General features: G+C 77.6%; 7 protein-coding genes. 3 read left to right on the top strand and 4 right to left on the bottom strand.

What is annotated here, in order from left to right:
* Positions 1 to 21: 21 nt before the first annotated feature.
* From ACSU53_RS28915 to ACSU53_RS28900, 4 genes are all read right to left on the bottom strand, one after another.
* On the bottom strand, positions 22 to 14,652 hold the full coding sequence (locus ACSU53_RS28915; RefSeq protein ID WP_437032486.1) for an SDR family NAD(P)-dependent oxidoreductase: 14,631 nt from the start codon (positions 14,650 to 14,652) through the stop codon (positions 22 to 24).
* A gap of 208 nt (positions 14,653 to 14,860) precedes the next feature.
* Positions 14,861 to 16,588, bottom strand: a complete 1,728-nt coding sequence (locus tag ACSU53_RS28910; protein WP_437032484.1) for a fatty acyl-AMP ligase — start codon at positions 16,586 to 16,588, stop codon at positions 14,861 to 14,863.
* A gap of 363 nt (positions 16,589 to 16,951) precedes the next feature.
* Positions 16,952 to 17,188 carry a hypothetical protein gene (locus ACSU53_RS28905; protein WP_437032482.1) on the bottom strand — a complete coding sequence of 79 codons (237 nt, stop codon included), beginning with the start codon at positions 17,186 to 17,188 and terminating at the stop codon, positions 16,952 to 16,954.
* A gap of 611 nt (positions 17,189 to 17,799) precedes the next feature.
* Positions 17,800 to 19,296, bottom strand: a complete 1,497-nt coding sequence (locus tag ACSU53_RS28900) for a helix-turn-helix domain-containing protein (protein ID WP_437032480.1) — start codon at positions 19,294 to 19,296, stop codon at positions 17,800 to 17,802.
* Positions 19,297 to 19,765: 469 nt separating this feature from the next.
* Here ACSU53_RS28900 and ACSU53_RS28895 point away from each other — a divergent pair, with 469 nt between their 5' ends.
* The 3 genes from ACSU53_RS28895 (at position 19,766) to ACSU53_RS28885 (ending at position 23,151) form a co-directional block, all read left to right on the top strand.
* Complete coding sequence (locus tag ACSU53_RS28895; protein ID WP_437032478.1) at positions 19,766 to 20,386, top strand: L-threonylcarbamoyladenylate synthase; 621 nt, start codon at positions 19,766 to 19,768, stop codon at positions 20,384 to 20,386.
* Positions 20,387 to 20,388: 2 nt separating this feature from the next.
* Positions 20,389 to 21,144, top strand: coding sequence for a dienelactone hydrolase family protein (locus tag ACSU53_RS28890; RefSeq protein WP_437033469.1), 756 nt, complete (start codon positions 20,389 to 20,391; stop codon positions 21,142 to 21,144).
* 480 nt (positions 21,145 to 21,624) lie between these two features.
* The gene (locus ACSU53_RS28885; protein WP_437032476.1) at positions 21,625 to 23,151 is read left to right on the top strand and encodes a metallophosphoesterase family protein; all 1,527 of its coding nucleotides are present in this window, start codon (positions 21,625 to 21,627) and stop codon (positions 23,149 to 23,151) included.
* Positions 23,152 to 23,534: the final 383 nt, after the last annotated feature.

Here is a 23,534-nt window from a genome sequence, read left to right as displayed (position 1 = left end):
CCCCCGCCGCCTTCGGTTCCGTCACTGTTCGGTGTCCTTCCGTTCCGCAGTCGCGGATGCGGTCGCCGGTGAGTCGTCCGTGGGGGGCGGCGGGGCCTCCGCCGCGCGCCAGGACCGGAAGGTGCGCAGGTGTTCCGGCGTCACGACGGCCTCCAGCCGGTCGTCGTCCGGTGCCCCGCCGCCGAGCGCGGCCAGCAGCCGGCGGGCCGGGGCGTTGCGCGGGGTGCGGTCCGCCGTCAGCCGGACCTTGGTGCAGCCCAGGGCACCGGCGCGGTCGGCCAGCCACTGGAGCAGTCGTTCCTCGACGCCGCGGCCGAGGGCCCGGCAGCTCATCGACCAGGCGAGCACGTCGAGCAGCTCGCCGTCCGCCCGGACGGCGAGCAGGGCGATCTGGCCGTAGTCGCCGAAGCGGTCGCGGGCCGCGGCCGTCCACACCTCGCCGGCCGACCGCCACCTCTGCAGGTCCCGGCCGTCGGACGCCCGGGCACGCAGCGTGAACTGATTGGTGCGGCGCACGAGTTGCTCAGCGCGCCGCACGTCGGCGCCGGTCAGCGGGCGGACGTCCACCGTCAGCCGCAGTCCGGCCAGGAACTCCTCGAAGCCCGCCTCGGCGCGGGCTGCGTCGCGCTCGCCTTCCTGGGCGTAGAAGCGGGCACGCAGTCCGTCCTCGGCGGTCGTCGCGGCCGGGACCAGCGGCCACAAGCGCTGGAGCAGATCCGGCAGTTGGGCAGCCGGCGGGCAGGTCACCGACAGCACCCGCGGGTGCGCGGAGCGCATGCGGGCGATCTCGGCGGGGTTGTCGTCCAGGAAGAGGAAGGTGTCGAGACCCAGGCCGAGGGTGCGGGCGGCCCGGGCGAGGCGTTCCGGCTTGGGCTCCCAGCCGGCCGACAGCACACTGAAGTGCTCGGGCGCCAGCGGGCTGTCGGGGCGGTCGAGCACCGCGCGGACGACGTCCTCGTCGTTGTTGCTGACGAGCACCAGCAGGGTTCCGGCCTGCCTCCAGCGCAGCAGGCGGCGTGCCAGCAGGGCCCGCGGTCCCGTCAGATCCACGGCCCCGGGGCCGCTCTCACCCGCCACGCTGCCCCACAGGGTCTCGTCGCCGTCCACGGCGATCACCTTCGGGGCGGGGCGGCGCACCGCCTCCACGACCTGCGCGAGGGTCAGGGCGACGGCCGCCTGGAACTCGGCGGTGAACGGCAGGTGGGCGAGCCGTTCGGTGCGCTCGTCGAACCGCTCCCCGACCGGGTGGTGGCGGGTCCAGTCGTCCGGGCCGAGGACCGCGACGCCCGGCTGCTCGGCGAGGGCCGCCGTGACGTCCCGCTCCCACGCGGTGAACCGCTCCTCGGGGCGGGCCGTGGGCAGGACGCCCACGACGAACGGCTTCCCCGTCCGTGCGGCCAGGTCGCGCACGGCCTCCGGGAGAGCGGTGCCCAGCTCGGCGAGCACCGCCTCGTCCACGGGGCCGAACCGGGTGAGGTCGGCTCCGCGCAGCAGCACGACGCCCACGGCCGTCCGCGGGTCGGCGAGGACACCGGACGGGTCGCGGAGCGCGGTGACCACCTGGTGGTACGGGGCCTCCGCGACCGTCACCCTGCCGTGCTCCCCCGATCCGGGCGCGCCCCCCTGCCCGGCCTCGACGGCCGCGGCGCACATCAGAGGCAGGCGGCCCGTGGCGAAGGTGGCGGCGAGGGCCAGACGGACCGCGTCCTCACCGTCGGCGGTTCCGGCAGCAGGGACGGGAACGGGGGCGGGAACGGGAGCGGGGCCGGGGGCGGCACCGGAGTCGGCGTCGGTTCCGGTGCCGAAGTCGGCGTCGGCGTCGGTGTGGACTCCGCTGCCGGAGTCGGCCCCCGTGACGGTGCCCCGGTCCGGCTCCGCCGCGACCGTGCCCGAGGGGTCCTCGGCCGCCGTCTCCAGCAACTCCAGGAACGCGCGGGCCAGTTCGCCCGTCGCCCGGGCGTCGAGGATGTCGAGGTTGTGGTCCAGCAGGATCCGGCCCGCGTCCGGCGTCATGGTGATCATCAGGTCCAGGTCGGACCAGCCGGTGCCGGCGGGCAGCACCTCCAGGTGCTCCGGCCGGGCGGCGCCGGAGCGTACGTGGTTGAAGTAGACCTCCACCAGCGGTGCCTCGGGCCGGTGCAGCCCCTGCCGGGCCAGGGCCGGCAGCACGTCGGAGAACATGGCGCCCCGGGTGAGGATCCGCCGCAGCCTGCGGTCGGTGCGGCGCAGCACCTCCTCGATCCTCTCCCCCGCCCCGGCGCACGCCGGGAACGGCACCGGTACGCCGAAGAAGCCGACGGCACCCTGGGCGTCGGCGTGGATGCGGGTGTCCACGGGCACGGCGAGGACGAACCGTTCCCGCTGCCGCAGCCGGGCCAGCAGGACGGTGAGGGCACCCAGGCAGAAGGCGGCGGGGGTGACGGCCAGGCGGCTCGCGGCGGCCGCGATCCGCGCGGTGAGGCCGTCGGGCAGGGGCACGGTGACGCTGCCCGCCCGGTACGTCCGGCGGGCCGGGCGGGGGTGGGTGAGCGTCAGGTCGAGCCGGGCCGCGCCCTCGAAGGCCGCACGCCACTCGGAGGTGCCGGGGGCGTCCTCCGCGGAGGCCGCGGCGGGCGGCTGGGCCTCGGCCAGCAGGGCGAGGCCGCGGTTGTCGGGCGTGCCGTCCAGGACGGTGCCGGACAGTTCCGCGTCGATCTCCCCGGCGACGAGGAGCAGGGACTGCAGGTCGCTCACGACGTGGTGGGCGCCGTAGAGGAGAAAACGGCCGCGGGCGCCGCCGTCCACGAACTCGAACCGCCACAGGGGCGGCTCCGCCAGGTCGAACGGCGGCTCCAGCAGCGCCCGGAGCCGTTCGGCGGGGTCCAGGTGCCCGGAGCCGGGGACCGTGGTCCAGCGCAGCAGCGCCCCGCCCGGCTCACGGTCGGCGCGCAGCAGCGGGCCCCCGTCGGCGCCGGACACCACGGCGGTGCGCAGGGCGGCGTGGCGGGCGGCGAGGCGGGTGAGGACGCCGGTGAGGTGCTCGCGGGTGACGGGGGTGGTGACGCGGACCGCGAGGCCGACGGCGTGGGCGGCGGCGGGCATCCCGGGCCGGGCGCTGCGCAGCAGGCGGACGACGTCACGGGTGGCCGGGAACAGCTCGCTGCCGGGCACGGGCGCCGGAGGGCGTGTCCCGGGTCCCGGCGCCGGTGCCGGTGCGGCCGTCCGGCCGGGGAGGGCGGCGGCCAGCATCCGGGTGAGCCCGCGGGTGTCGGCGGCCGCGAACACCTCGGCGGCCGGGATCTCGATGCCCAGGTCGCGGGCGAAGTCGTTGCGCAGCCGGACCAGCATCAGGGAGTCCAGGCCGAGTTCCTTCAGCGCCGCGGTCACGGACACGTCGGCGGTGCCGCCGGAGACGGCGGTGATCCGGGCGCGCACGTACACCTCCAGCCAGGTGGCGCGGTCGGCGTCGGTGGTGGCGGCCAGGGCCCTGGCGGCGAGGCCGTCGGTGTCGCCGGGTGCGGTCGTGCCGTCGGCCAGGCCGGCGAGCAGGGGCCGGGTGCGGACCAGGCCGGGCGCGAGTGCCAGCAGTTCCCGGTCCAGGGCGAGCGGGGCGAGCTGGCGCCGGGGGCTGCCCAGCACCCGTTCGAAGAGGGCGCCGCCCTCCTCCGGGGTGAACGCGACGAGACCGGAGCGGCCGGTCCCGGCGGCCCGCGCGTCGGACGCGGCGACCATGCCGACGCCGCTCCAGGCGCCCCAGTCCAGGCTCAGCGCGCGGCGGTCGGCGCGGGACAGGTGGTGGGCCCAGGCGTCCAGGAAGGCGTTGGCGGCGCAGTACGGCGCCTGCCCGGCCGACCCGAGGAGTCCGGCGGCGGAGGCGAACAGGACGACGGTGCCCGCCTCGGGGGCGAGTTCGGTGAGCAGGGCGGTGCCGAGGACCTTGGGCGCCAGGACGCGGCGGACGCGGGCCTCCGTCAGGTGGGCGAGCGCGGCGTCGTCGAGGACGCCGGCCGCGTGGACGACCGAGGCGATGGGGCCGGCGTCGCGGCGCAGGGCGTCCAGGGCGGCGGTGAGGGCGGCGCGGTCGGCGACGTCGGCGCGGGCCAGGTGCACGGTGACGCCGCGGGCCTCCAGGCCGGCGATCCAGGCGGCGGTGTCCGCGTCGGGGGTGTGGCGGCTCATCAGGGCGAGCCGTCGGGCGCCGCGCCGGGCCAGCCGTTCGGCGACGACCCGGCCGAGGCCGCCCAGGCCGCCGGTGACGAGGTGCACGCCGTCCGGGGAGGGCGGGGCGCCGTCGTCGTCGGGGCGGGTGCGGGTCAGGCGGGGCACCAGCCGTCCGGTGTCGCGCAGGGCCACCAGGCGTTCGTCGTCGGCGTGGGCGACGGCGGTCCACAGGGCGTCGGTGCCGCCCTCCTCCGGCAGGTCGATCAGGGTGGCCGACAGCTCCGGGTGCTCCTGGGCGACGGCGAGTCCGAAGCCCCAGGCGAGGGCCTGCTGCGGGTGGGCGACACGGGTGCTGCCGCCGGCCGCCTGGCTGCCCCGGGTGACCACGAACAGGCGGGGCGCGGGGCCGCGTCCGGTGAGCGCCCGGACCAGGTGGAGGGTGGTGAGGCAGCACAGCCGGGCGGCCTCGTCGGCGGTGTGCTCGTCCACGACGGCCGGGGCGTCCAGGGCGGACAGCTGGACCACCCGGGCGGGCGGGGCGCCCGCGAACGCCTCGTCCAGGAGCCGGCTCAGCTGGTGCGGGTCGGCGGGGTCGAGGACGTAGCGGCCGGGGCCCTCGGCGGTGTACCGCGGCCCGCGCCGGGCGACGACGTGCGCCTCCGCCGCACCGAGGCGGCCGGCCAGGCCGTCCGCGGCGCCGGTGTCGTCGGCGAGGATCAGCCAGCGCCCGCCGGCGGGTCGCTCGGACGGTTCGGGACGGGGCTGCCAGCGGGTCTCGAACAGGGCGCCGTCCAGGGGCGAGAGGGCGGCCAGCCGGACCTCCTCGGCCTCCAGGACGAGCTGCTCGTCGGCGTCCCACAGCCGCAGGTCGCACAGGGCGCTGTCACCGGACACCGAGCGCAGGGCGCAGGTCACCCACGTCGGGGCGGTGCGCCGTCCGGTGTACCGGAGGCGGCCGACGCCGGCGGGCACGAAGGCCCGTCCCTCGGGCGCCCCGCCGGGCAGGGCGGCGGTGTGGAGGGCCGCGTCGAGGAGCGCCGGGTGGATCAGGTGGCCCTCGGCGGACCGGCCGGTGAGGCGGGCGAGGGCGGCGCCGTCGGTGCGGTGGCCCTCGGCGAGAGCGCGGAAGGCGGGGCCGTAGTCGATGCCGAGGGCGGCGAACGTGCCGTAGAGGGCGGGCAGGTCCGCCTCCCGCGTGCAGCGGGCGCGCAGCGCCGAGGGCGGTTCGGGTGCCGTCGGGACGGCCGGGGGCGTGGTGGCGAGGCGGCCGGTCAGGTGCTGTTCCCAGCGGGCGCCGGGGGCGGCGGCCAGGACGGTGACGTCGTGACCGCCGTCCTCGGCGGGCCGCAGCACCAGCTGCAACCGCACCGGCCCCTCCTCCGGGAGGCGCAGGGGGCGCAGGAGGACGGCGTCGGTCAGCTCGACGCCCTCTCCGGGACGGAGCACGGCGGCCGCCTCCAGGACCGCCTCCAGGAAGGCGGCGGCGGGCAGCCACACCTCTCCGCTCACCCGGTGCTCCGCCAGGTAGGCGAAGCGGCTGTCGCGCAGGTCGACCGTGCTCTGGAACAGGTGCCGTCCGGGCTGGTCGGCGGCCTCCACGTGGGTGCCCGCGAGCGGCCGGGCGCCGGGGGCGGCGGCCGGGGCCGGGGCGAGCCAGTGCCGGGAGCGGGCGAAGGCGTAGGTCGGCAGGACGGCGGGCCGTCCGGCGGGGAACAGGACCGAGGTGTCGGGCGTGTACCCGCCCGCGTACAGCTCGCCGGCCCGGCGCAGTAGCGCGTCCGGCCCGTCCTGCTGGCGCCGCAGCGATCCCACGGCGCACACGGGGGTGCCGGTCTCGGCGGCCACCGCCTCGACGGCGCCGGTCAGCGAGGGGTGCGGGCTGAGTTCGACGAAGTACCGGCAGCCGTCGTCCAGCAGGCGGCGGACGGTGTCGGCGAAGCGGACGGGGCGGCGCAGGTTGTCGAACCAGTGGGCGGCGCCGAGCCGTTCGCCCGGGACGGGTCCGGCGTGCACCGCTGAATAGAGGGGGACGTCGCAGGGGCGGGGCCGGACGGGAGCGAACCGTTCCAGGAGTTCGTCGCGCAGGGGCTCCATCAGCGGCGTGTGGGAGGCGAAGGGCGTCGACAGCGGGCGCACGGCGACCCCCCGCTCCTCCAGGCGTCCGCGCAGCGCGGCGAGCGCGCCGGACTCGCCCGAGACGGCCGTCGAGCGCGGGCCGTTGACGGCCGCCACGAACAGCCGCCCGGCCTCGGGGGCCAGGAGTTCCCCGACCTCGGCGGGCGGCAGTTCGACGGCCAGCATGCCGCCGTGTCCGACGTGCGGGACGACGGCGTGGGCGCGGGCGGTCACCACGGTCACCGCGTCGTCGAGGGCGAGGGCGCCCGCGGTGTACGCGGCGGCGATCTCGCCGAGGCTGTGGCCGACGACCGCGTCCGGGCGGACGCCGAGGCCCCGCCAGGCGGCGGCGAGGGCCGCGTCGAGCGCGAACAGCACCGGCTGGAGGTACTCGGTGCGCTGCAGCGGGGAGAACTCCTCCGGTGCGCGCAGCACGTTGAGCACCGACCACCCGGCGTGCCGCCGCACGGCCTCGTCGACGCGGTGCAGTTCCTCGTCGAACTCCGGTGACCGGCCCACGAGTCCGAGGCCCATGCCGGGCCACTGCCCGCCGTGCCCGGCGAACACGAAGGCCACCTTGCCCGCCGGGTCGGCGGCGGCCGGGGCCACGGGCGTGCGGCCGCTCGCCAGCGCGTCGAGGCGGGCGCGGAGTTCGTCGCGGTCCCGGGCGACCGGTGCGGCGCGCCACTCGAAGTGGCCGCGGTGCCGGGCCAGGGTGTGGGCGACGTCCGGCAGCGGCGTCCCGTGGTCGAGGTGCCGGGCCAGCCGCGCGGCCTGGCCGCGCAGGGCGCCTTCGCTGCGCGCGGACAGCAGGAACAGGTTCCGGCCCGGCGCGGGCGGCTCCGCTCCGGGGTCCGTTCCGGTCCCGGCGACGGTCCCGGGGTCGCTCCCCGTTCCGGTCCCGGGGGCGGGCGGGGCCTCCTCGACGACGACGTGCGCGTTGGTGCCGCTGATGCCGAAGGCGCTGACCCCGGCCCGCCGCACCCGCTCCCCGGACGGCCAGGGCGCGGGCTCGTGCAGCAGGCGCAGTCCGCTGTCGTCCCAGTCGACGTGCCGGCTGGGGGTGCCGGCGTGCAGGGTGCGCGGCAGGGTCCCGTGCCGCAGCGACTCGACGACCTTGATGAGGCCCGCGACGCCGGACGCCGCCTGCACGTGGCCGATGTTCGACTTGAGCGACCCCAGGTACAGCGGCCGGCCGCCGGGGCGCCGGCCGCCGAAGACCCGCGCCAGGGCGTTCGCCTCGACCGGGTCGCCGAGGGTGGTCCCGGTGCCGTGGGCCTCCACGTAGTCGATGTCGGCGGGCCCGAGCCCGGACCGGTCCAGCGCGCGCCGGATCACGTCCTCCTGGGCCGGGCCGTGCGGGGCGGACAGGCCCTGGCTGCGGCCGTCCTGGTTGACGGCGGTGCCGCGCAGCACGGCGAGCACCCGGTCGCCGTCGCGCCGCGCGTCGCCCAGCCGCTTCAGGACGACCATGCCCGCGCCCTCCGCCCACACGGCGCCGTCGGCGTCGTCGGCGAAGGAGCGGCAGCGCCCGGTCGGGGACAGCCCGCCGAGGCGGCTGAACTCCACGAACGTCTGCGGGGTGACCATCAGGGTGGCGCCGCCCGCGAGGGCCAGGTCGCACTCCCCGTTGCGCAGCGCCTGCACGGCGAGGTGCGTCGCCACCAGCGACGAGGAGCAGGCGGTGTCCACGGTCATCGCCGGGCCGTGCAGCCCGAGCGTGTAGGCGAGGCGGCCGGAGGCCACACTGAGCGCGGAGCCGGTGCCGACGTAGCCGTCGAGGCGGTCCAGCGGGGTGCCGGCCAGGTAGTCGCTGCCGAACATGCCGACGTACACGCCGGCGGTGCCGCCCGCCAGGTCGCCGGGCACGATCCCGGCGCGTTCCAGGGCCTCCCAGGCGGTCTCCAGCAGCAGGCGCTGCTGGGGGTCCATGGCGGCCGCCTCCTTGGGCGTGATGCCGAAGAAGCCCGCGTCGAAGGACTCGATGTCGTCCAGGAAGCCGCCCTCGCGGACGTAGGACGTGCCGGGGGTGGCCGGGTCGGGGTCGTGGACGGACTCCACGTCCCACCGGTCGGCGGGGAACGGGCCCACCGCGTCCCGCCCCTCGGCGAGCAGCCGCCACAGGGCCTCGGGGTCGTCGGCCCCGCCGGGCAGCCGGCAGGCGGTGCCCACGACGGCGATCGGCTCGCCGGCCGCCGGGGCGGGGGCGGCGGGCCCGGTGCGGGCGGTGGCCGGGGAGCCGGTGCGCAGACGGGTGAGCAGGTGGGCGGTGAGCCGTGCCGGGGTCGGGTGGTCGAACAGCAGGGTGGCGGGGAGCCTGGTCCCGGTGCGGGCGCCGATGCGGTTGCGCAGTTCGACGGCCGTCGCCGAGTCCATGCCGAGGTCGCGCAGCGGTTCCTCGGGCCGGACCGGGCCGGGGCCGGGGAGGCCGAGGGCGCGGGCGGCCTCCTCGCGGACCAGCGCCAGGACCCGCGCGCCGCGTTCGGCCTCGGGGAGGCGGGCCAGCCGTTCCGCGAACGCGGTGCCGGAGCCCGGTGCCGGGCGGGGCGCGGGCAGCAGGCTGCGCCAGAGCGCCGACGTGGCGGCGGGGCCGGCCGTCACGGCGTCCCGCAGGCGCGGCAGGTCCAGTGCCGCGGCCACCAGGTGGGCGGAGTCCCGGCGCAGGGCCGACCCGAGGAGGTCGCCGCCCTGCTCGGGGGTGAGCGCGCGGTGGCCGAGGCGGGCCAGGCGGTCCAGGCCGGCGTGTCCGGCGGCGAGCCCGGCGCCCGCCCAGGCGCCGAAGGAGACGGACACGGCGGGCAGGCCCAGCGCGCGCCGGTGGTGGGCGAGTTGGTCGAGGAAGGCGTTGGCGGCGGCGTAGTTGGCCTGGCCGGCGTTGCCCAGGACGCCGGCCGCCGAGGAGACCAGCAGGAACAGGTCGACGGGCAGGTGCGCGGTGAGGCGGTGCAGGTGGGCGGCGCCGTCGGTCTTGGGGCGCATGACCTCGGCCAGGCGGTCGGCGGTCAGGTCGGCGAGGGCGGCGTCGGCGAGGGTTCCGGCGCAGTGCACGATCCCGCGCAGGGGGGCGTCGTCGTCGATCGCGTCGAGGAGGGCCGCCAGCGCGTTCCCGTCGGCCGCGTCGCAGGCGGCGATCTCCACCCGGGCGCCGAGCGCGGTGAGTTCGGCGGTCACCTCCCGCGCGCGCGGGTCGTCCGCGCCCCGGCGGGAGACCAGCAGCAGGCGCGGCGCCCCCTGCCCGGCGAGCAGACGGGCGACGCTCCGGCCGATCGCGCCGAGGCCGCCGGTGATCAGCACGGTGCCGTCGGCCGGCACCGGGGCGGTGCGGCCGGCCAGGTCGAGGACGACGGGACGGGCGGGCCGGGAGCGGGCCCGCCGGACGCCCGTACCGGCGGCGGTGACCGGCAGCACCTGCGGGGGCGGGCCGGCGGGGTCCGTCCCGGCGGCGCCGGCGGGGAACGGCACGCCGTCCGGCAGCACGGTGACCGACCCGGCGGCGGCCGTGACGCGGGGGCCGGGGGCGGTCCCGGCGGGGAGGGTCACCCTGGTGCCGGGGGCGAGTCCGTCGACGCCGGGGCCGCACTGCGTGATCACGCCGCCGGCGGCGCCCGGTACACCCTCGTCGGTGAGGGCGAGGGCCCGTACGTCGATCAGCACCTGCCCGGGGCCGGGTGCGGCGACCGGGACCGGGTGGGCCCGCGGACCGTCCGGGAAGCCGGTCAGCGCATAGTCCCCGGCGGGGAGGCGCAGTCCGGCGTCGGAGCGGGCCCGCACCAGCCGGGGGACGAGCAGCGAACCGTCCCGCAGCGCGAGTTCGGGCTCCTCCTCCCCGGCGTCCCGGGCGGCGGCGAGCAGCAGGGCGGGGACGGCGGCCGCGGCGTGGTCCGGCCCGGCGGCGTCCGTCCCGGCCCCCGCCGCGGCGGCGGTGCCGGCACCGTCGGCGGGGGCGTCGAGGTCCAGCAGGGTGAGGCCGAGGCCGGGGTGTTCGGCGCGGACGCCGCGGGCCAGGCCCCACAGCACCGACTGGGCGAGGCCGGGTACCGCGTCCCCCGGCCGGGCCGCGACCGCTCCGCGGGTCACCCACAGGATCCGGCCCGGCGCCCGGTCCGGCGGGAGGGCGGCCGTCTCCCGCGCCTCGGTGAGGGCTTCGGCGGCCAGCGCGTGGGCGGCGGCGGCCGGGTCGTCGTCCGCGCCGGGGAGCGGCCAGAGGCGGACCAGGACCTCCGGACGGGCGCCGGGGGCGGCGAGCGGCACGCCCGCCGCCGTGAGCGCGGCCGTGAGGGAGGTCTCCCCGGCGGGCTCGCGCACGTGCCAGGCAGCGGCCTCCGCCCCGGGAGCCGGCGGCGGGGTGCCGGGCAGCGGCGTCCAGGTCACCTCGTACAGGTGCCGGGCGTTTCCGGCAGCTTCGGCGAGGCCGGCCGGGTCGGCCGCGCGCAGCCGCACGTCGTCCAGCCGGCCGGCGGGCAGGCCGTCGGCGTCCCAGAGGCGCACGTCGAGGGTGACGTCCGTGCCGGCGGCGCCGGTGCGCCGTACGGACGCCGTGAGGTCGCTCGCGCCGGTGGGCGGCAGGGAGCACCGGCCCACCGCGACGGGGAGCAGCACCCGGCGGCCGGCGGGGTCGAACGCCGCCGCCGCCTGCAGCGCCGCGTCCAGGAGCGCGGGGTGGACCGGGTGGGCGGCGGTGTCTTTCGGGTCGCCGTGGGCGGCCGGGGGCAGGGACAGCCGGACCAGGAGCGTGTCGGCGTCGGTGCGGACCACCTCGCGCACTCCGCGGAAGGCGGGGCCGTAGCCGAGTCCGAGACCGGCGAGCCGGTCGTAGGTGTCCTCGGTCCACAGGGGGTCGGCGCCCTCGGGGCGCGGCGGCGGGCGCTCGCCCGGGTCGGGGAGCGCGGGGTGCGCCGAGGCGGTGGCGTGCAGGGCCCAGTCGGTGCCCTCCGGGCCGCGCCGGCGGCTGTGCACGGTGACCTCCGGCACGGGCAGGGCGGTGGAGACCTCGACGGACACCTCGACGGTGCCGCCGGCGGGCAGGGCGAGGGGGGCCGGCAGCAGCAGGCCGGTGACGTCCGGCGGGCTGTCCGGACGGGCGGCGGCGAGGGCGGCGCGGCACAGCTCCAGCAGGGTGGTGCCGGACACCACGGTGCGTCCGAAGACCTCGTGGTCGGCCAGCCAGGGCGCGGTCGCGGGCGACCACTCGTTGCGGAACGTCCAGCGGGAGGCGTCCGCCGAACGCAGCTGCACGCCGAGCAGGGGGTGCTCGGCCCGGTCGAACAGGCCGGGGGCGGTCTCCGCACAGGCCGGCCGCGCCCAGTAGCGGTGCGGCTCCCAGGCGTACGTCGGCAGGTCGGCGGGGGTGGTGCGGGGCACCAGGCGCGGCCAGGCGACGGGCAGTCCCCGCACGTGGAGTTCGGCGGTCGCGCGGTCCAGGCAGGCCGCGCCGTCCTCGTCGCGGCGCAGGGAACCCACGGCGACCACGCCGGCGGTGTCCTCGGTTCCGTCCCCGCCGTCGGCGTCCCCGGCGACCGTGCGCAGGGCGGTGAGCAGCGCGGGGTGGGGGCCGAGCTCGACGAACCAGCGGTGCCCGTCGGCGATCATGCGCGTGACGGCGGACGCGAACCGGACGGGTTCGCGCAGGTTGGTGTACCAGTACCCGGCGTCCAGTTCCCCGGTGACGGGCTCGCCGGTGACGGTGGAGTACCAGGTGACGGGGGTGGGTGAGGTGAGGACGCCGTCGAGTTCCCCGAGGAGTCCGGGGCGCAGGGGTTCCACCGCGGCGGTGTGGGAGGCGTAGTCGACGTCGAGGCGGCGGGCGAAGACCTGCTCGCGGTCGAGCGCGGCGAGCAGGCGCTCCACCGCTTGGGTGTCCCCGGCGAGGACGGTGGAGCGGTCGCTGTTGACGGCGGCGACGGACACCCGGCCGCCGGACTCGGCGAGGCGGGCCTCTGCTTCGGCGTGCGGGAGGCCCACCACCGCCATGGTGCCGGTGCCGGACAGGCGGGTGAGGGCCTGGCTGCGCAGGGCGACCACGGCGGCCGCGTCGTTGAGGCCGAGGGCGCCCGCGATGCAGGCGGCGGCGACCTCGCCCTGGCTGTGGCCGATCACGGCGTCGGGCCGGACGCCCCGGGCCCGCCACACGGCGGCGAGGGAGACCATGACGGCGAAGAGGACGGGCTGGACGACGTCCACCCGGTCGAGCCCGGGGGCCGCGTCGTCGCCGCGCAGGACGGCCGCCACCGACCAGGTGGTGTAGGGGCGCAGGGCGGCGTCGCAGCGGTCGAGTTCGTCGGCGAAGACGGGGTCGTGGGCGAGGAGGTCGCGGGCCATGCCGTCCCACTGGGAGCCCTGGCCGGGCAGGACGAAGGCCACCTTGCCGCCGTGCGGGCGGGTGTGCCCGGGCCCCACGACGGCCTCGTGGCCGTGGGCGTCCGGGCCGTCGGAGGCGAGGGACCGCAGCGCGGTGAGCAGGGTGCCGTGGTCGGCGGCGGTGAGGACGGCGCGGTGGGCGAAGTGGGTGCGGTGGTGTGCCAGGGCGGCCGCCACCGCGGCGAGGGGTGTCCCGGGCCGGGCGGTGAGGGCTTCGGCGAGGCGGTCGGCCTGCCGGCGCAGGGCGGCCGGTGTCCGGGCCGACAGCGGGAACAGCAGCGGGCGGGGGGCGGGCGGTGGGGTGTCCCGCCGGGCCCCGGGGCCGTCCCGGCGTGCCGCGGCGCCCCGCGTGCCGTCCGGCGCGGGCTCCTCCTCCGGGGCGGGCGGCGCGGGGGCCTCCTCGAGGATCACGTGGGCGTTGGTGCCGCTGATGCCGAAGGCGCTCACGCCCGCCCGCCGGACGCGGTCGGGGTCGCGGGGCCATGGCACGGGGGCGTCGACGACGCGCAGCGGTCCCGCCCCGAGGCCGGCCTGCTCCGCCGGGTCGCCGGCGTGCAGGGACGCGGGGAGGGTCTCGTGGCGCAGGGCCAGGACGGTCTTGATGACGCCGCCGATGCCGGCGGCGGCCTGGGTGTGGCCGAGGCTGGACTTCAGGGAGCCGACGGCGAGCGGCCGGCCGTCGGGACGCTCCGGCCCGAAGACCCGGGCCAGGGCGCGCAGTTCGATCGGATCGCCGAGCCGGGTGCCGGTGCCGTGCGCCTCCACGTGGTCCAGGTCGTCGGGCTCCAGGCCGGCCGCGGCGAGCGCGGCGCGCACCACGCGCTCCTGGGCCGGGCCGCTGGGGGCGGTCAGGCCCTGGCTGCGGCCGTCCTGGTTGATGGCCGAACCCTTGACCACGGCGAGGACCCGGTCGCCGTCGCGTTGGGCGTCGGCGAGCCGCTTGAGCAGCACCAGACCGCAGCCCTCGGCCCACACCACGCCGTCGGCACCGGCGGAGAAGGGGCTGCACCGCCCGCTGGGCGACAGGCCCCGCAGCCGGCTGAACTCCACGTGGGCGCGCGGGGTGACGAGCAGGGTGGCGCCGCCCGCCAGGGCCAGGTCGCAGGTGCCGTCCGCCAGGGCGCGGGCGGCCAGGTGCAGGGCGACGAGGGAGGAGGAGCAGGCCGTGTCGACGGTCACGGCGGGGCCTTCGAGGCCGAGGGAGTAGGCGATGCGGCCGGAGGCCACGCTGGGGGCCGATCCGGTGCCGACGTGGCCGTCGAGGCGGTCCAGTCCGGCCCCGGCCAGGTAGCCGCTGTCGTAGAGGCCGACGTAGACGCCGGTGGCGCTGCCGTTCAGCGTGGCGGGCACGATCCCGGCGCGTTCCAGGGTCTCCCAGGCGGTCTGGAGCAGCAGCCGCTGCTGGGGGTCCATCGCCTCGGCCTCGCGGGGCGGGATGCCGAAGAACGGGGCGTCGAAGCGGTCGATGCCGGTGAGGTAGCCGCCGCGGAGGCTGTACGCCGTGCCGGTGGCGTCCGGGTCGGGGTCGTACAGGCCGCCGGTGTTCCAGCGTCCCGGGGGGACGTCGGTGACGGCGTCGCGGCCTTCGGCCAGGAGCTGCCACAGGGCGTCGGGGTCGTCGGCGCCGGGGAAGCGGCAGGCCATGGAGACGACGGCGATGTCGTCCCCGGCGGGGCCGGTCCGCCCGGCGTCCGCGGGGCCGGTCCGTCCGCGGGGGGCGGGCGGCTGCGGGCGGGTGCCCGGCGCCGGGCCGGGGGCGTGCAGGACGGCGGCGGCGAGGGCGTTGACCGTGGGGTGGTCGAAGATGACCGAGGCGTCCGGTTCCTGGCCGGTGCGGGCGGCGAGCTCGGCGGCGATGCCGACCAACTGGCGGGACCCGAGGCCGAGTTCGGCCATGGGACGGTCCGGGTCGACGGAGTCGGGGTCGAGCCCGGCCGCCTCGGCGACGGCCGACACCAGCCATGCCCGCACGCCGTCGAGGGTGGTCGGGACCTCCTGGTCCAACTGGTGCGGGCGGTCGTTCGCGGGCGTCTTCGGCACGGGTTTCCTAGGCGGCTCGGGCGCGGGGCGGGAGGGTCGGCGGCGGGAGCGGGAGAGGCACGGTCACCGTTCGTAGGCGGTCCGGCCGTCCGGCGGTCCGGCGGGGCGGGGCGGCGGGGCGTGCCGGTGGCGGGCCGTGCCGCGGCGGCGGCCCGCGGGGGCCGGGAGCGGCGGTGCGGCACGGCCCGGCGGGCGGTGCGGCCCCGCGTCACCCGGCGGGCGGCGCGTCGATCCGGGACAGGGCCCCGTCGAGGAACGCCGCCCGGCAGGCGTGGCGCTGGATCTTCCCGCTGGACGTCTTGGGGATGGTGCCGGGCCGCACCAGGACGACGTCGCGGACGGCGAGTCCGTGGGCGTCGGCGAGGGCGCCGCGGACCACATCGGTGATCTTCTCCGCCTCTCCCGCGGCCTCCGGTGCCGTCTCGGCGACGAGGGCGGCCCGTTCGCCGTCGGCGCCGGCGTCGACGGCGAAGGCGGCGGTGCAGCCGGGGCGGAGGGCGGGGTGGGCCGTCTCGGCGGTGAGTTCGAGGTCCTGCGGGTAGTGGTTGCGGCCGTCGACGACGATGAGGTCCTTGAGGCGGCCGGTGACGAAGAGTTCGCCGCCGCGCAGGAAGCCCAGGTCGCCGGTGCGCAGGAACCGTCCCTCCCGGCCGTTGACCCCGGCGCGGAACGTCTCGCGGGTGGCGAGGGCGTTGCGCCAGTAGCCCTGGGCGACGCTCGGCCCGCCGACGCGGATCTCGCCGACTTCGCCGTCGGGCAGTTCGGCGTGGGTCTCGGGGTCGGCGATGACCACGGTCAGACCGGGGCCGGGGCGCCCGGTGCCGACGGCCGCCGCGTCGGCCGCCCCGGAATGCGGGCCCTCGTCGTCGGCGCGCAGCAGGGTGGGCGGGGCACCGACCGGGCCCGCGGTGACCATGAGGGTGGCTTCGGCCAGGCCGTAGCAGGGGTTGAGGGCCTCGGGGCGGAACCCGGCCGGCGCGAAGGTGTCGGCGAAGCGCCGCAGGGTGGCCGCCCGCACCGGCTCGGCGCCGTTGAAGGCGACCCTCCAGCGGCTGAGGTCGAGTCCGTCGAGGACGTCGGGCGAGGCGTGCCTCAGGGCCAGTTCGTAGGCGAAGTTGGGGGCGCCGCTGGTGTGCGGACGGTAGCGGCTGACGGCGTCGAGCCAGCGCCGGGGCCGGCGCAGGAAGTCCAGCGGGGAGAACAGGGTGCTGGTGGCGCCGGTGTAGACGGTGTTCAGGACCGGGCCGATGAGGCCCATGTCGTGGTACACGGGCAGCCAGCTGACGAACAGCTCGTGGTCGTACGCGGCGAGGACGTCGGGGGTGTGGCCCAGCCGCTCGGTGATGACCCGCTCGTTGTCCAGCAGGTTGCCGTGGGTCACCATCACCCCGCGCGGGGCGGAGGTGGAGCCGGACGTGTACTGCAGGAAGGCCACGGTGCCGGGGCCGAGGCCGGGCTCCCGCCAGGCGGCGGCCAGTTCGTCGGGGATGTCCTCGGTGGCCACCCGGGTGGTGGGGCCGGCCGGCTCCGGCAGGTGCTCGGCCAGGGCGTCCAGCCCGGTGACCACCTCGTGGTCGCCGAGGACGACGGTGGCCTCGGCGTCGGCCGTCAGGCGCCTCATGCGGGTCAGCGCCCGGTGGTCGTGGGCGCGGCCGCGCGGGGGAACACCGGGGACGGCGACGACTCCGGCGGCGAGACAGCCGAGGTAGGCGGAGACGAACTCCAGGCCGGGCGGGTACATCAGCAGGGCGCGCGAGCCGGTCAGGCCGCGGTCCTGCAGCCAGGCGGCGACGGCGCGGGCCCGTTCGGCGAGCCGGGCGTAGGACACGGTGCGGACCTCGCCGTCGCCGTCCCCGGAGACGAGGAAGCGGTAGGCGGTCCGGCCGGGGTGCTCGGCGGCGTGGTGGAACAGCAGGTCGACCAGGGATCGGGCCATGGAGGAGAATCACCTGTTCTGCGTCGGCGCGTCGGTGCGAGGAACCGGAGTGAGGGCCGCGTCTTCCGGGTACGCGCGACGCCGCGGCGGGCCTGGCCCCCTTGCCAGACCGTGCCGTTGACACCCCAGGGAGCACCGGTGTGGTCAACACCCGCTCCCCGAGCCCCCGTTGGGCGAGCTACCGGCGCGTGGCACGGCAGCAACCGCTTCCGCCCGCTACGACGGGCGGACGTGAACACTGCGTAACCAACCGAGTTGGACGCGTAGGCGACCGTAGCAGATGTGTGCGACTCCTCCGGGGGGAACGCCGAAGGCCCGGCCGGCGCGCGGTGCGTGCACGGCCGGGCCCGGTCCGCCGGAGCGTCAGCCTCCGCCCAGGCGCCCCCGCAACAGGTCCTTGCCCAGCTCGGCCCCCTTGCGGCTGTCGGCCTGAGCCTTGCGGAACAGGTCGGCGACCTCCTTGTCGCCGGCCCGCTCGGCGTCCTGGATGTAGCTCTCGAGGCGGAGCGCGTTGCTCAGGCATGCCTCGACGTACCAGATCAGGTTGTAGTCCTTGTCCTTCGTACCGGTGACGCCGCCGGTCTCCGACTCGCTGCCCATTCCGACCTCCTCCATAGCGGTGCTTCGGCCGGGGCCCTCCGCCGGTCGCGGCGCCGGTGGACCGCTCCGCGACCGGGGCGCCGGACCCCGCTGCGGCGGTCGGGTACCCCTCCCGTACGGGGGCACACGGTACCTTCCGGACGGGGACACACGGCACCTTCGGCGTGATGGGCGGGCGCCGGGGCCGGGGGCCGTACGGGAGCGGGGGCGCGGGCGGGAGGCGCGCGGAGTCGCCGGGCGCCGCCGGTGGGCGACGGCCGGGGGCGGCCGACCGGGGCGCCGGAAACCCGGGGCGGCGGAGGGGACGGCCCCCCGGGGGCGGGACCTGGCAGGCCGGAGGACGGCCGTGGGGCGGCGGACGACGGACGGCGCGGGAGCCGACCGGTCCCCCGTTCCGGTCGCACTCCCGCGCCACGCAGGAAATTACGTGACCTGCCGCGGACCTGGGTACTGCGTCCGTGCCCGGTGGAGCCGCCGGAGGACTCAACCGTGCACAACCGCGTCCGGTACGCCCGGGTATGCCCGCCTCGGGGACAAACGGCCGGCGGACCGGCTCCGGCCGCTCCGCCGCTGCGGCGCCCCCGGCCGGTCACCGGCCGAGCCCTCCGCGGTCACGCGGGCGACGGCCGGCGGTCCGCTTCCCCGGCGAACGCCGGCCGGGGCAGGTCGCCCACCGCGAGGTGGGCGAGGACGACCTCGTAGAGGTCCGTGCCGAAGGCGGGCAACTGGCGTTCCAGGACCGGTTCCGCGCTGCGCACGTGCTCGCGCACGGTCTGGGCGTGGACCCCGAGGGACTGCGCCGCCCGCTCGGCGTTGCCGCCCGCGGCGATCCAGGTGCGCAGGGTGCGGCGCAGGTCGCGGGAGTCCTCGTCGAGACGGCCGAGCAGTTGCTCGGCCCAGGTCCGCACCGCGGGGCCGGCCAGCAGGCCGGCGAGCCCGGTGGGCGGCGCCCCGGGGTCGGCGCCCACCCGCCCGTCCTGGAGGTTGATCTGGGTGCGCAGTGCCAGGTGCACGACGGCCCGTGCGGCGATGTCGTCGAAGTCGGTGCCCAGCATGGACTCGACGCGCTCCATGCGGGCGCGCACGGTGTTGCGGCTGACGCCGAGGATCTTGGCGGTGTTGACCGCGGTGAACTCCAGACCGAGGCGGGTGGTGGCGACCAGTTCGGCCCGGGTGTGGTGCGGCAGCGCTTCGAGCGGACGCAGCACGGCGGCGGTCCAGCCGCGCAGGGCCGCCGGGTCCATCAGGCGTTCGGGACGGGTGCGCTCGGCGTACACGGCCGTCCTGTCGGGCCGGAAGCGGGCGACGGCGAGGGCGCTGACCGCCTGTCCGTACGCCGTGGCGGTGCGGGCGAGGCTCTGCCACACGCTGCCGCCGAGGTAGGTGCCGGGGTGGCGCCGCACCAGGGAGCGCAGGGCGGCGGCCGTGGCCTCGCGGGGGCTCACGACGATCACGTGACCGTCCATGGCCGGGCACCGTACGACCAGGGCCTCCTCCTCGGTGGTGTCCAGGCACTCCTCGGCGAGCCGGTCGCGCCGTGCGGCGTCGGACTCCATCACGTAGACGCACGCCGTCTCCGCGTCGAGCAGGCCCGGCCAGAGCCCGGCGGCGACCCGGCGGGCGGAGACGGTGTCCTCCACCATGAGCAGTTGCAGGATCGCCAGCCGCAGGTCGGCGGTGGCGCGGCGCAGCCGCCGGCCGGCCACCGTGCTCTCCCGCGCGGCCAGCAGGAGTTCGATCACCTGGGCGGTGTGCGTGACGGCCTCGGAGGCGTGCCGCTCGAAGGGGTCCGGGCGGGAGACCGCCAGCACGTGGACCCGGTCGGCGTGCCCGACCTTGGCCAGCCGCAGGTGCCGTCCGTTCCCCTCCCAGGCGGCGGAGGCGAGCCGCCCGGAGGTGATCCCGGTGACGAGGTCCCGGTCCAGTGGCAGGGGCACCCCCGCGAGGAGCGTGCCGTCCGCGTCCTGGAGGGTCGCGGTCCCTCGTACGTTTCCGGCCAGCCAGTCGACGACCCTCCCGAGGTCGCGCCCGGCCGGGCGCAGGTGCTCCAGCAGTTCCCGCGCCCAGGCGGGGCTGTCGCCGCCCCCGGGCCCGGAGTCCCCCGCCACCGCGCCGCGCCGGGCGGTCCGCCCTGTCCCTGCGGCCTCTCCGGGCCCTTCCGTCGCTCCCGTCCGCGCCCCACGAGGCACGTCCGCCCCACCTGTCCCACTCGGCCGCCGGACACCGTCCCTACCGCCTGTCACCTCGGCCTTCCCCTCGTCGCGCTCACTGTTCCGGCCAGTCCGGGGACGTTACCCCACCGCCGTGCGGGGCTCATCCCGAGCGGAGGTGAGCCGCCTGCGCGTGGGGCCCACCGGGCGAGGGGACGGCTCCCAGCGCGGAGCCGCCCGCTTGCGCCGGTCGCCGGCCGCGGGACCGGAGGACGGCCGCGGGACCGGAGGACGGGTGCGGCCGCCGCCGGTCCCCGGCACGGCGGCGGCCCGTCACGGTCCGGGCCCCGGGCGGGGACACGCGACCGGCGGGGACGCCCGGGGCCGGTGGTGCTCCCCTGCCGCGTGGGAGGCATAAGCTCGGTGAATGGCGAAGTACTTCGACGTGCACCCCGACAATCCGCAGCCGCGCACCATCTCCCAGGTGGCCGAGAGCATCCGTTCGGACGCTCTGATCGCGTATCCGACGGACTCCTGCTACGCCCTGGGCTGCCGCCTGGGCAGCCGTGACGGCATCGACCGGATCCGCACCATCCGCAAGCTGGACGACCGGCACCACTTCACCCTGGTGTGCCGCGACTTCGCGCAGCTGGGCCAGTTCGTCCGGATCGACAACGACGTGTTCCGCGCGGTCAAGGCGTCCACGCCGGGCAGCTACACCTTCATCCTGCCCGCGACGAAGGAGGTGCCGCGCATGCTCCAGCACCCGAAGAAGAAGACCGTCGGTGTGCGCATCCCCGACCACGTCGTCACCCAGGCGCTGCTCGCCGAGCTCGGTGAGCCCCTGCTGTCCAGCACGCTGCTGCTGCCGGGCGAGGACGAACCGATGACCCAGGGCTGGGAGATCAAGGACCGTCTCGACCACGTGGTGGACGCGGTGCTGGACTCGGGTGACTGCGGCACCGAACCCACCACGGTGATCGACTTCTCCGGCGGCGAGGCCGACATCGTCCGCCGGGGCGCCGGCGACGTCTCGCGCTTCGAGTGACCGTGACCGCCGTGCGGGGCACCCGCGTCGACGTGCCCACCGCGGACGGGGTCGCCGACGCCTACCTGACGCATCCGGCGGACGGGGAGCCCCGCCCCGCGGTGCTGGTCCACACGGACGCCTTCGGTCTGCGCCCGGCCGTACGGGCGATGGCCGACCGGCTCGCCGGGGCCGGCTACACGGTGCTGGTGCCGAACGTGTTCTACCGGCGTGGTCCCGCCCCGGTGGCCGAGGTGCCCGCGTTCGTCGACGACCGGTCGCGCGGCCTGATCCTCCGTCGGATGATGCCGCTGATGCGCCAGTTGACGCCCGAGCGGGCGGTGCGCGACGCCGGCGCCCACCTGCGGTGGCTGGCCGCGTGCCCGGCGGCCGCCGAGGGCCCGGTGGCCGTGACCGGCTACTGCATGGGCGCGGCGCTCGCCCTGCGCACCGCGGGCGGCCACCCGGACCGGGTGGCGGCGGCCGCCGGGTTCCACGGAGGGCGGCTCGCCACCGACCGGCCGGACAGCCCGCACCGCGTGGCGGGCCGGGTGACCGCCGAGCTGTACTTCGGCCACGCCGATCAGGACCCGTCACTCCCCCGGGAGCAGATCGAGCGCCTGGAGGACGCCCTGACCGAGGCGGGGGTGCGCCACCGCTGCGAGGTGTACGCCGGGGCCGCCCACGGCTTCACGCAGGCCGACACGTCGGCCTACGACCGGTCGGCCGACGAACGCCACTGGGCGGCGCTGCTGGACCTGTTGCGGCGCACCTTCTGAGCCGCCGACCGGTCCTCAGGACGGACGGCCGCCGGTGGACGCACCGGCGGGCGGAGGGCGGAGCGATGGGGCGGCGGACGGAACGGCGGCGTACCGACCGGGGGACGGAGAACGAACCGACTCGGGACGGACCGGTGCAGGACGGACCGGTGCAGGACGGACCGGTGCCGGTCGATCCGTGAAGGCGACCGGCCGGTGCGGGACCGGCCGGCCGGTGCGGGACCAACCGGCCCGTGCTGGGAGGAACGGCGGGGGCGACGAACCGGCGGCCGGCAGACCGACACCGACAGCCGGCCACCGGCCGCCGACAGCCGGCCACCGGCGGCCGACAGCCGACGGGACCGCGAACGCAGCACGCACTGCACTGCGGGACGCCCGCGGCACCCATCCCAACCACCGCCGCCACAGCGGCAGTTCCTCCCCGCCCACGCGTCCGCCCCGCCCTCCGGCCCCCGGTCGCACCGTTGTTACGGTTCCCCGATGTCCACCTCATCGCGCGAGACCGCCGAAGGAGCCGGCTGGGGGCCCGCGGAACGCGGCACCTACCGGCAGTTGATGCCCGCCTCGGAGCGCCGGAGCCGGATCTCCTGGCTCGACCCGAGGATGCTGTGGGCGGCCCGCAACGGCGTCCTCGCGTCCTGGTTCGGCGACCCGACGGGAGCGACCCGCGACCGGTGGGTGGCGCAGCGGGAGGCGGCCGGCGCGCCCGCCGACAAGGTGATCCGCCGGGACGACCCCGACCGTTTCTCGTTCCTGGTGATCGGCGACACGGGTGAGGGCGGCGAGCCGCAGTACGCGGTCGTGCCGGGGCTGCTGGAGGCCGGCCGGGACACCCGGTTCGCGGTGCTGGCCAGCGATGTGATCTACCCGGTGGGCAGCGCCGACGACTACGCCGCCAAGTTCTTCCGGCCCTACCGGGACTATCCGGCGCCCGTCTACGCGATACCCGGCAACCACGACTGGTACGAGGACCTCGGCGCGTTCATGCGCGTCTTCTGCGGCGACGCCCCGGCCCTGCCGCCCGGGCCCGCCCCCCGCCTCCTGACGCGGGCCTGGTTCCGCGCGCTGCTGTGGCACCGGCCGCGCCCCGGCGACGGGCTGCGCCTCGACGAGGCCCGGGCCCTGCGGCCGGCGCCCGGCCAGCAGGCCGTGCAGCCCGGCCCGTACTGGGCCCTCGACGCCGGACCGGTGCGGATCATAGGCATCGACACCGGGCTGCTGGGCACCGTCGACGCCCGGCAGGGCGCCTGGCTCCGGGAGGTCTCGCGCGGCCCGCGCCCGAAGATCCTGATCACGGGATCGCCGCTGTACGTGGACGGCCGGCACCGTCCGTGCGCCATCGAGGGCGGCGGCACCGTCGACGCCGTCGTCCGCGACCCCGAGCACCGGTACGTGGCGGCGATCGGCGGCGACATCCACAACTACCAGCGGTACCCGGTGCGGCTGCCCGACGGCCGTGTCCTGCAGTACGTGGTGGCGGGCGGGGGCGGCGCGTTCACGCACGCCACCCACACCATCCCGCGCGTCGACGTCGCCGGCGTGACGGAACGGGACTTCCGCTGCTACCCGCTGCGCGGCGACTCCCTGGCGTTCTACAGCGCGCTGTACGGGCGGCGGCTGCGCCTGCCCCGCCTGTTCTCCCTGACCGAGGCGGAGGCCGCCGCCGTGATCGCCGAACGCCTGGGCATCGGCCCGACGCGGGCGCCGGGCGCGCCCGCCCGGGTGACCCGGCGCATGCGGCTGGTCGCCGGGCTGCTGGGCACCGGCCGCCGGCCCGACCGGGCCAGGCGGTTCCGGCTGCCGGTTCGCAAGCTGTACGCGCAGCTGTTCTCGCCCGGGTCGGCGACGTACAGCCCGCCGTTCTTCAAGAGCTTCCTGCGCCTGGACGTCACCCCGGACGCCGTCCGGCTGCGCTGCCACGCGGCGACCGGGAACCGCGCGCACGAGACCGATCCGCCGGTCGAGGACGAGGTGCTGATCCCGCTGCCCGGCGCGGCGTCGGGGTGACGACGGCTCACCGGCGTCCGGGGCGGTGCCCGTCAGCGCTTCGGACGGGCGGCCGTCCACCCCACCGGGGCGTCCACGGCGACGAGCATCACGCGGTGCATGACGCGTGGTTGGCCGAGGCGGGCGGCGTCGGACGGGGCGAGGTGGATGGCCGCCCGGCCGTCCCGGCCCGCCGCGCTGCCCGGCTCCCGGCGGAAGCGCACCGGGTACGCGGGCCGGGGCCCTGGTCCAGCAGCATCCGCACACCGTCGTCGCCCGTCCCGCCCGTCCCACACGCCCCGCCGGTCCCGCACGCCCCGCCCGACCGCCTCCGCCCGGCCGGTCGCACGGCTCGCCCCGATCCCGCCGGTCCCGCCCCGCAGACCCTCGTGTCCGTCACCTCC

The sequence above is a fragment of the Streptomyces sp. enrichment culture genome (assembly GCF_964273255.1).
GTDB lineage: Bacteria > Actinomycetota > Actinomycetes > Streptomycetales > Streptomycetaceae > Streptomyces.
This window is presented reverse-complemented; position numbering and strand designations above follow the sequence as displayed.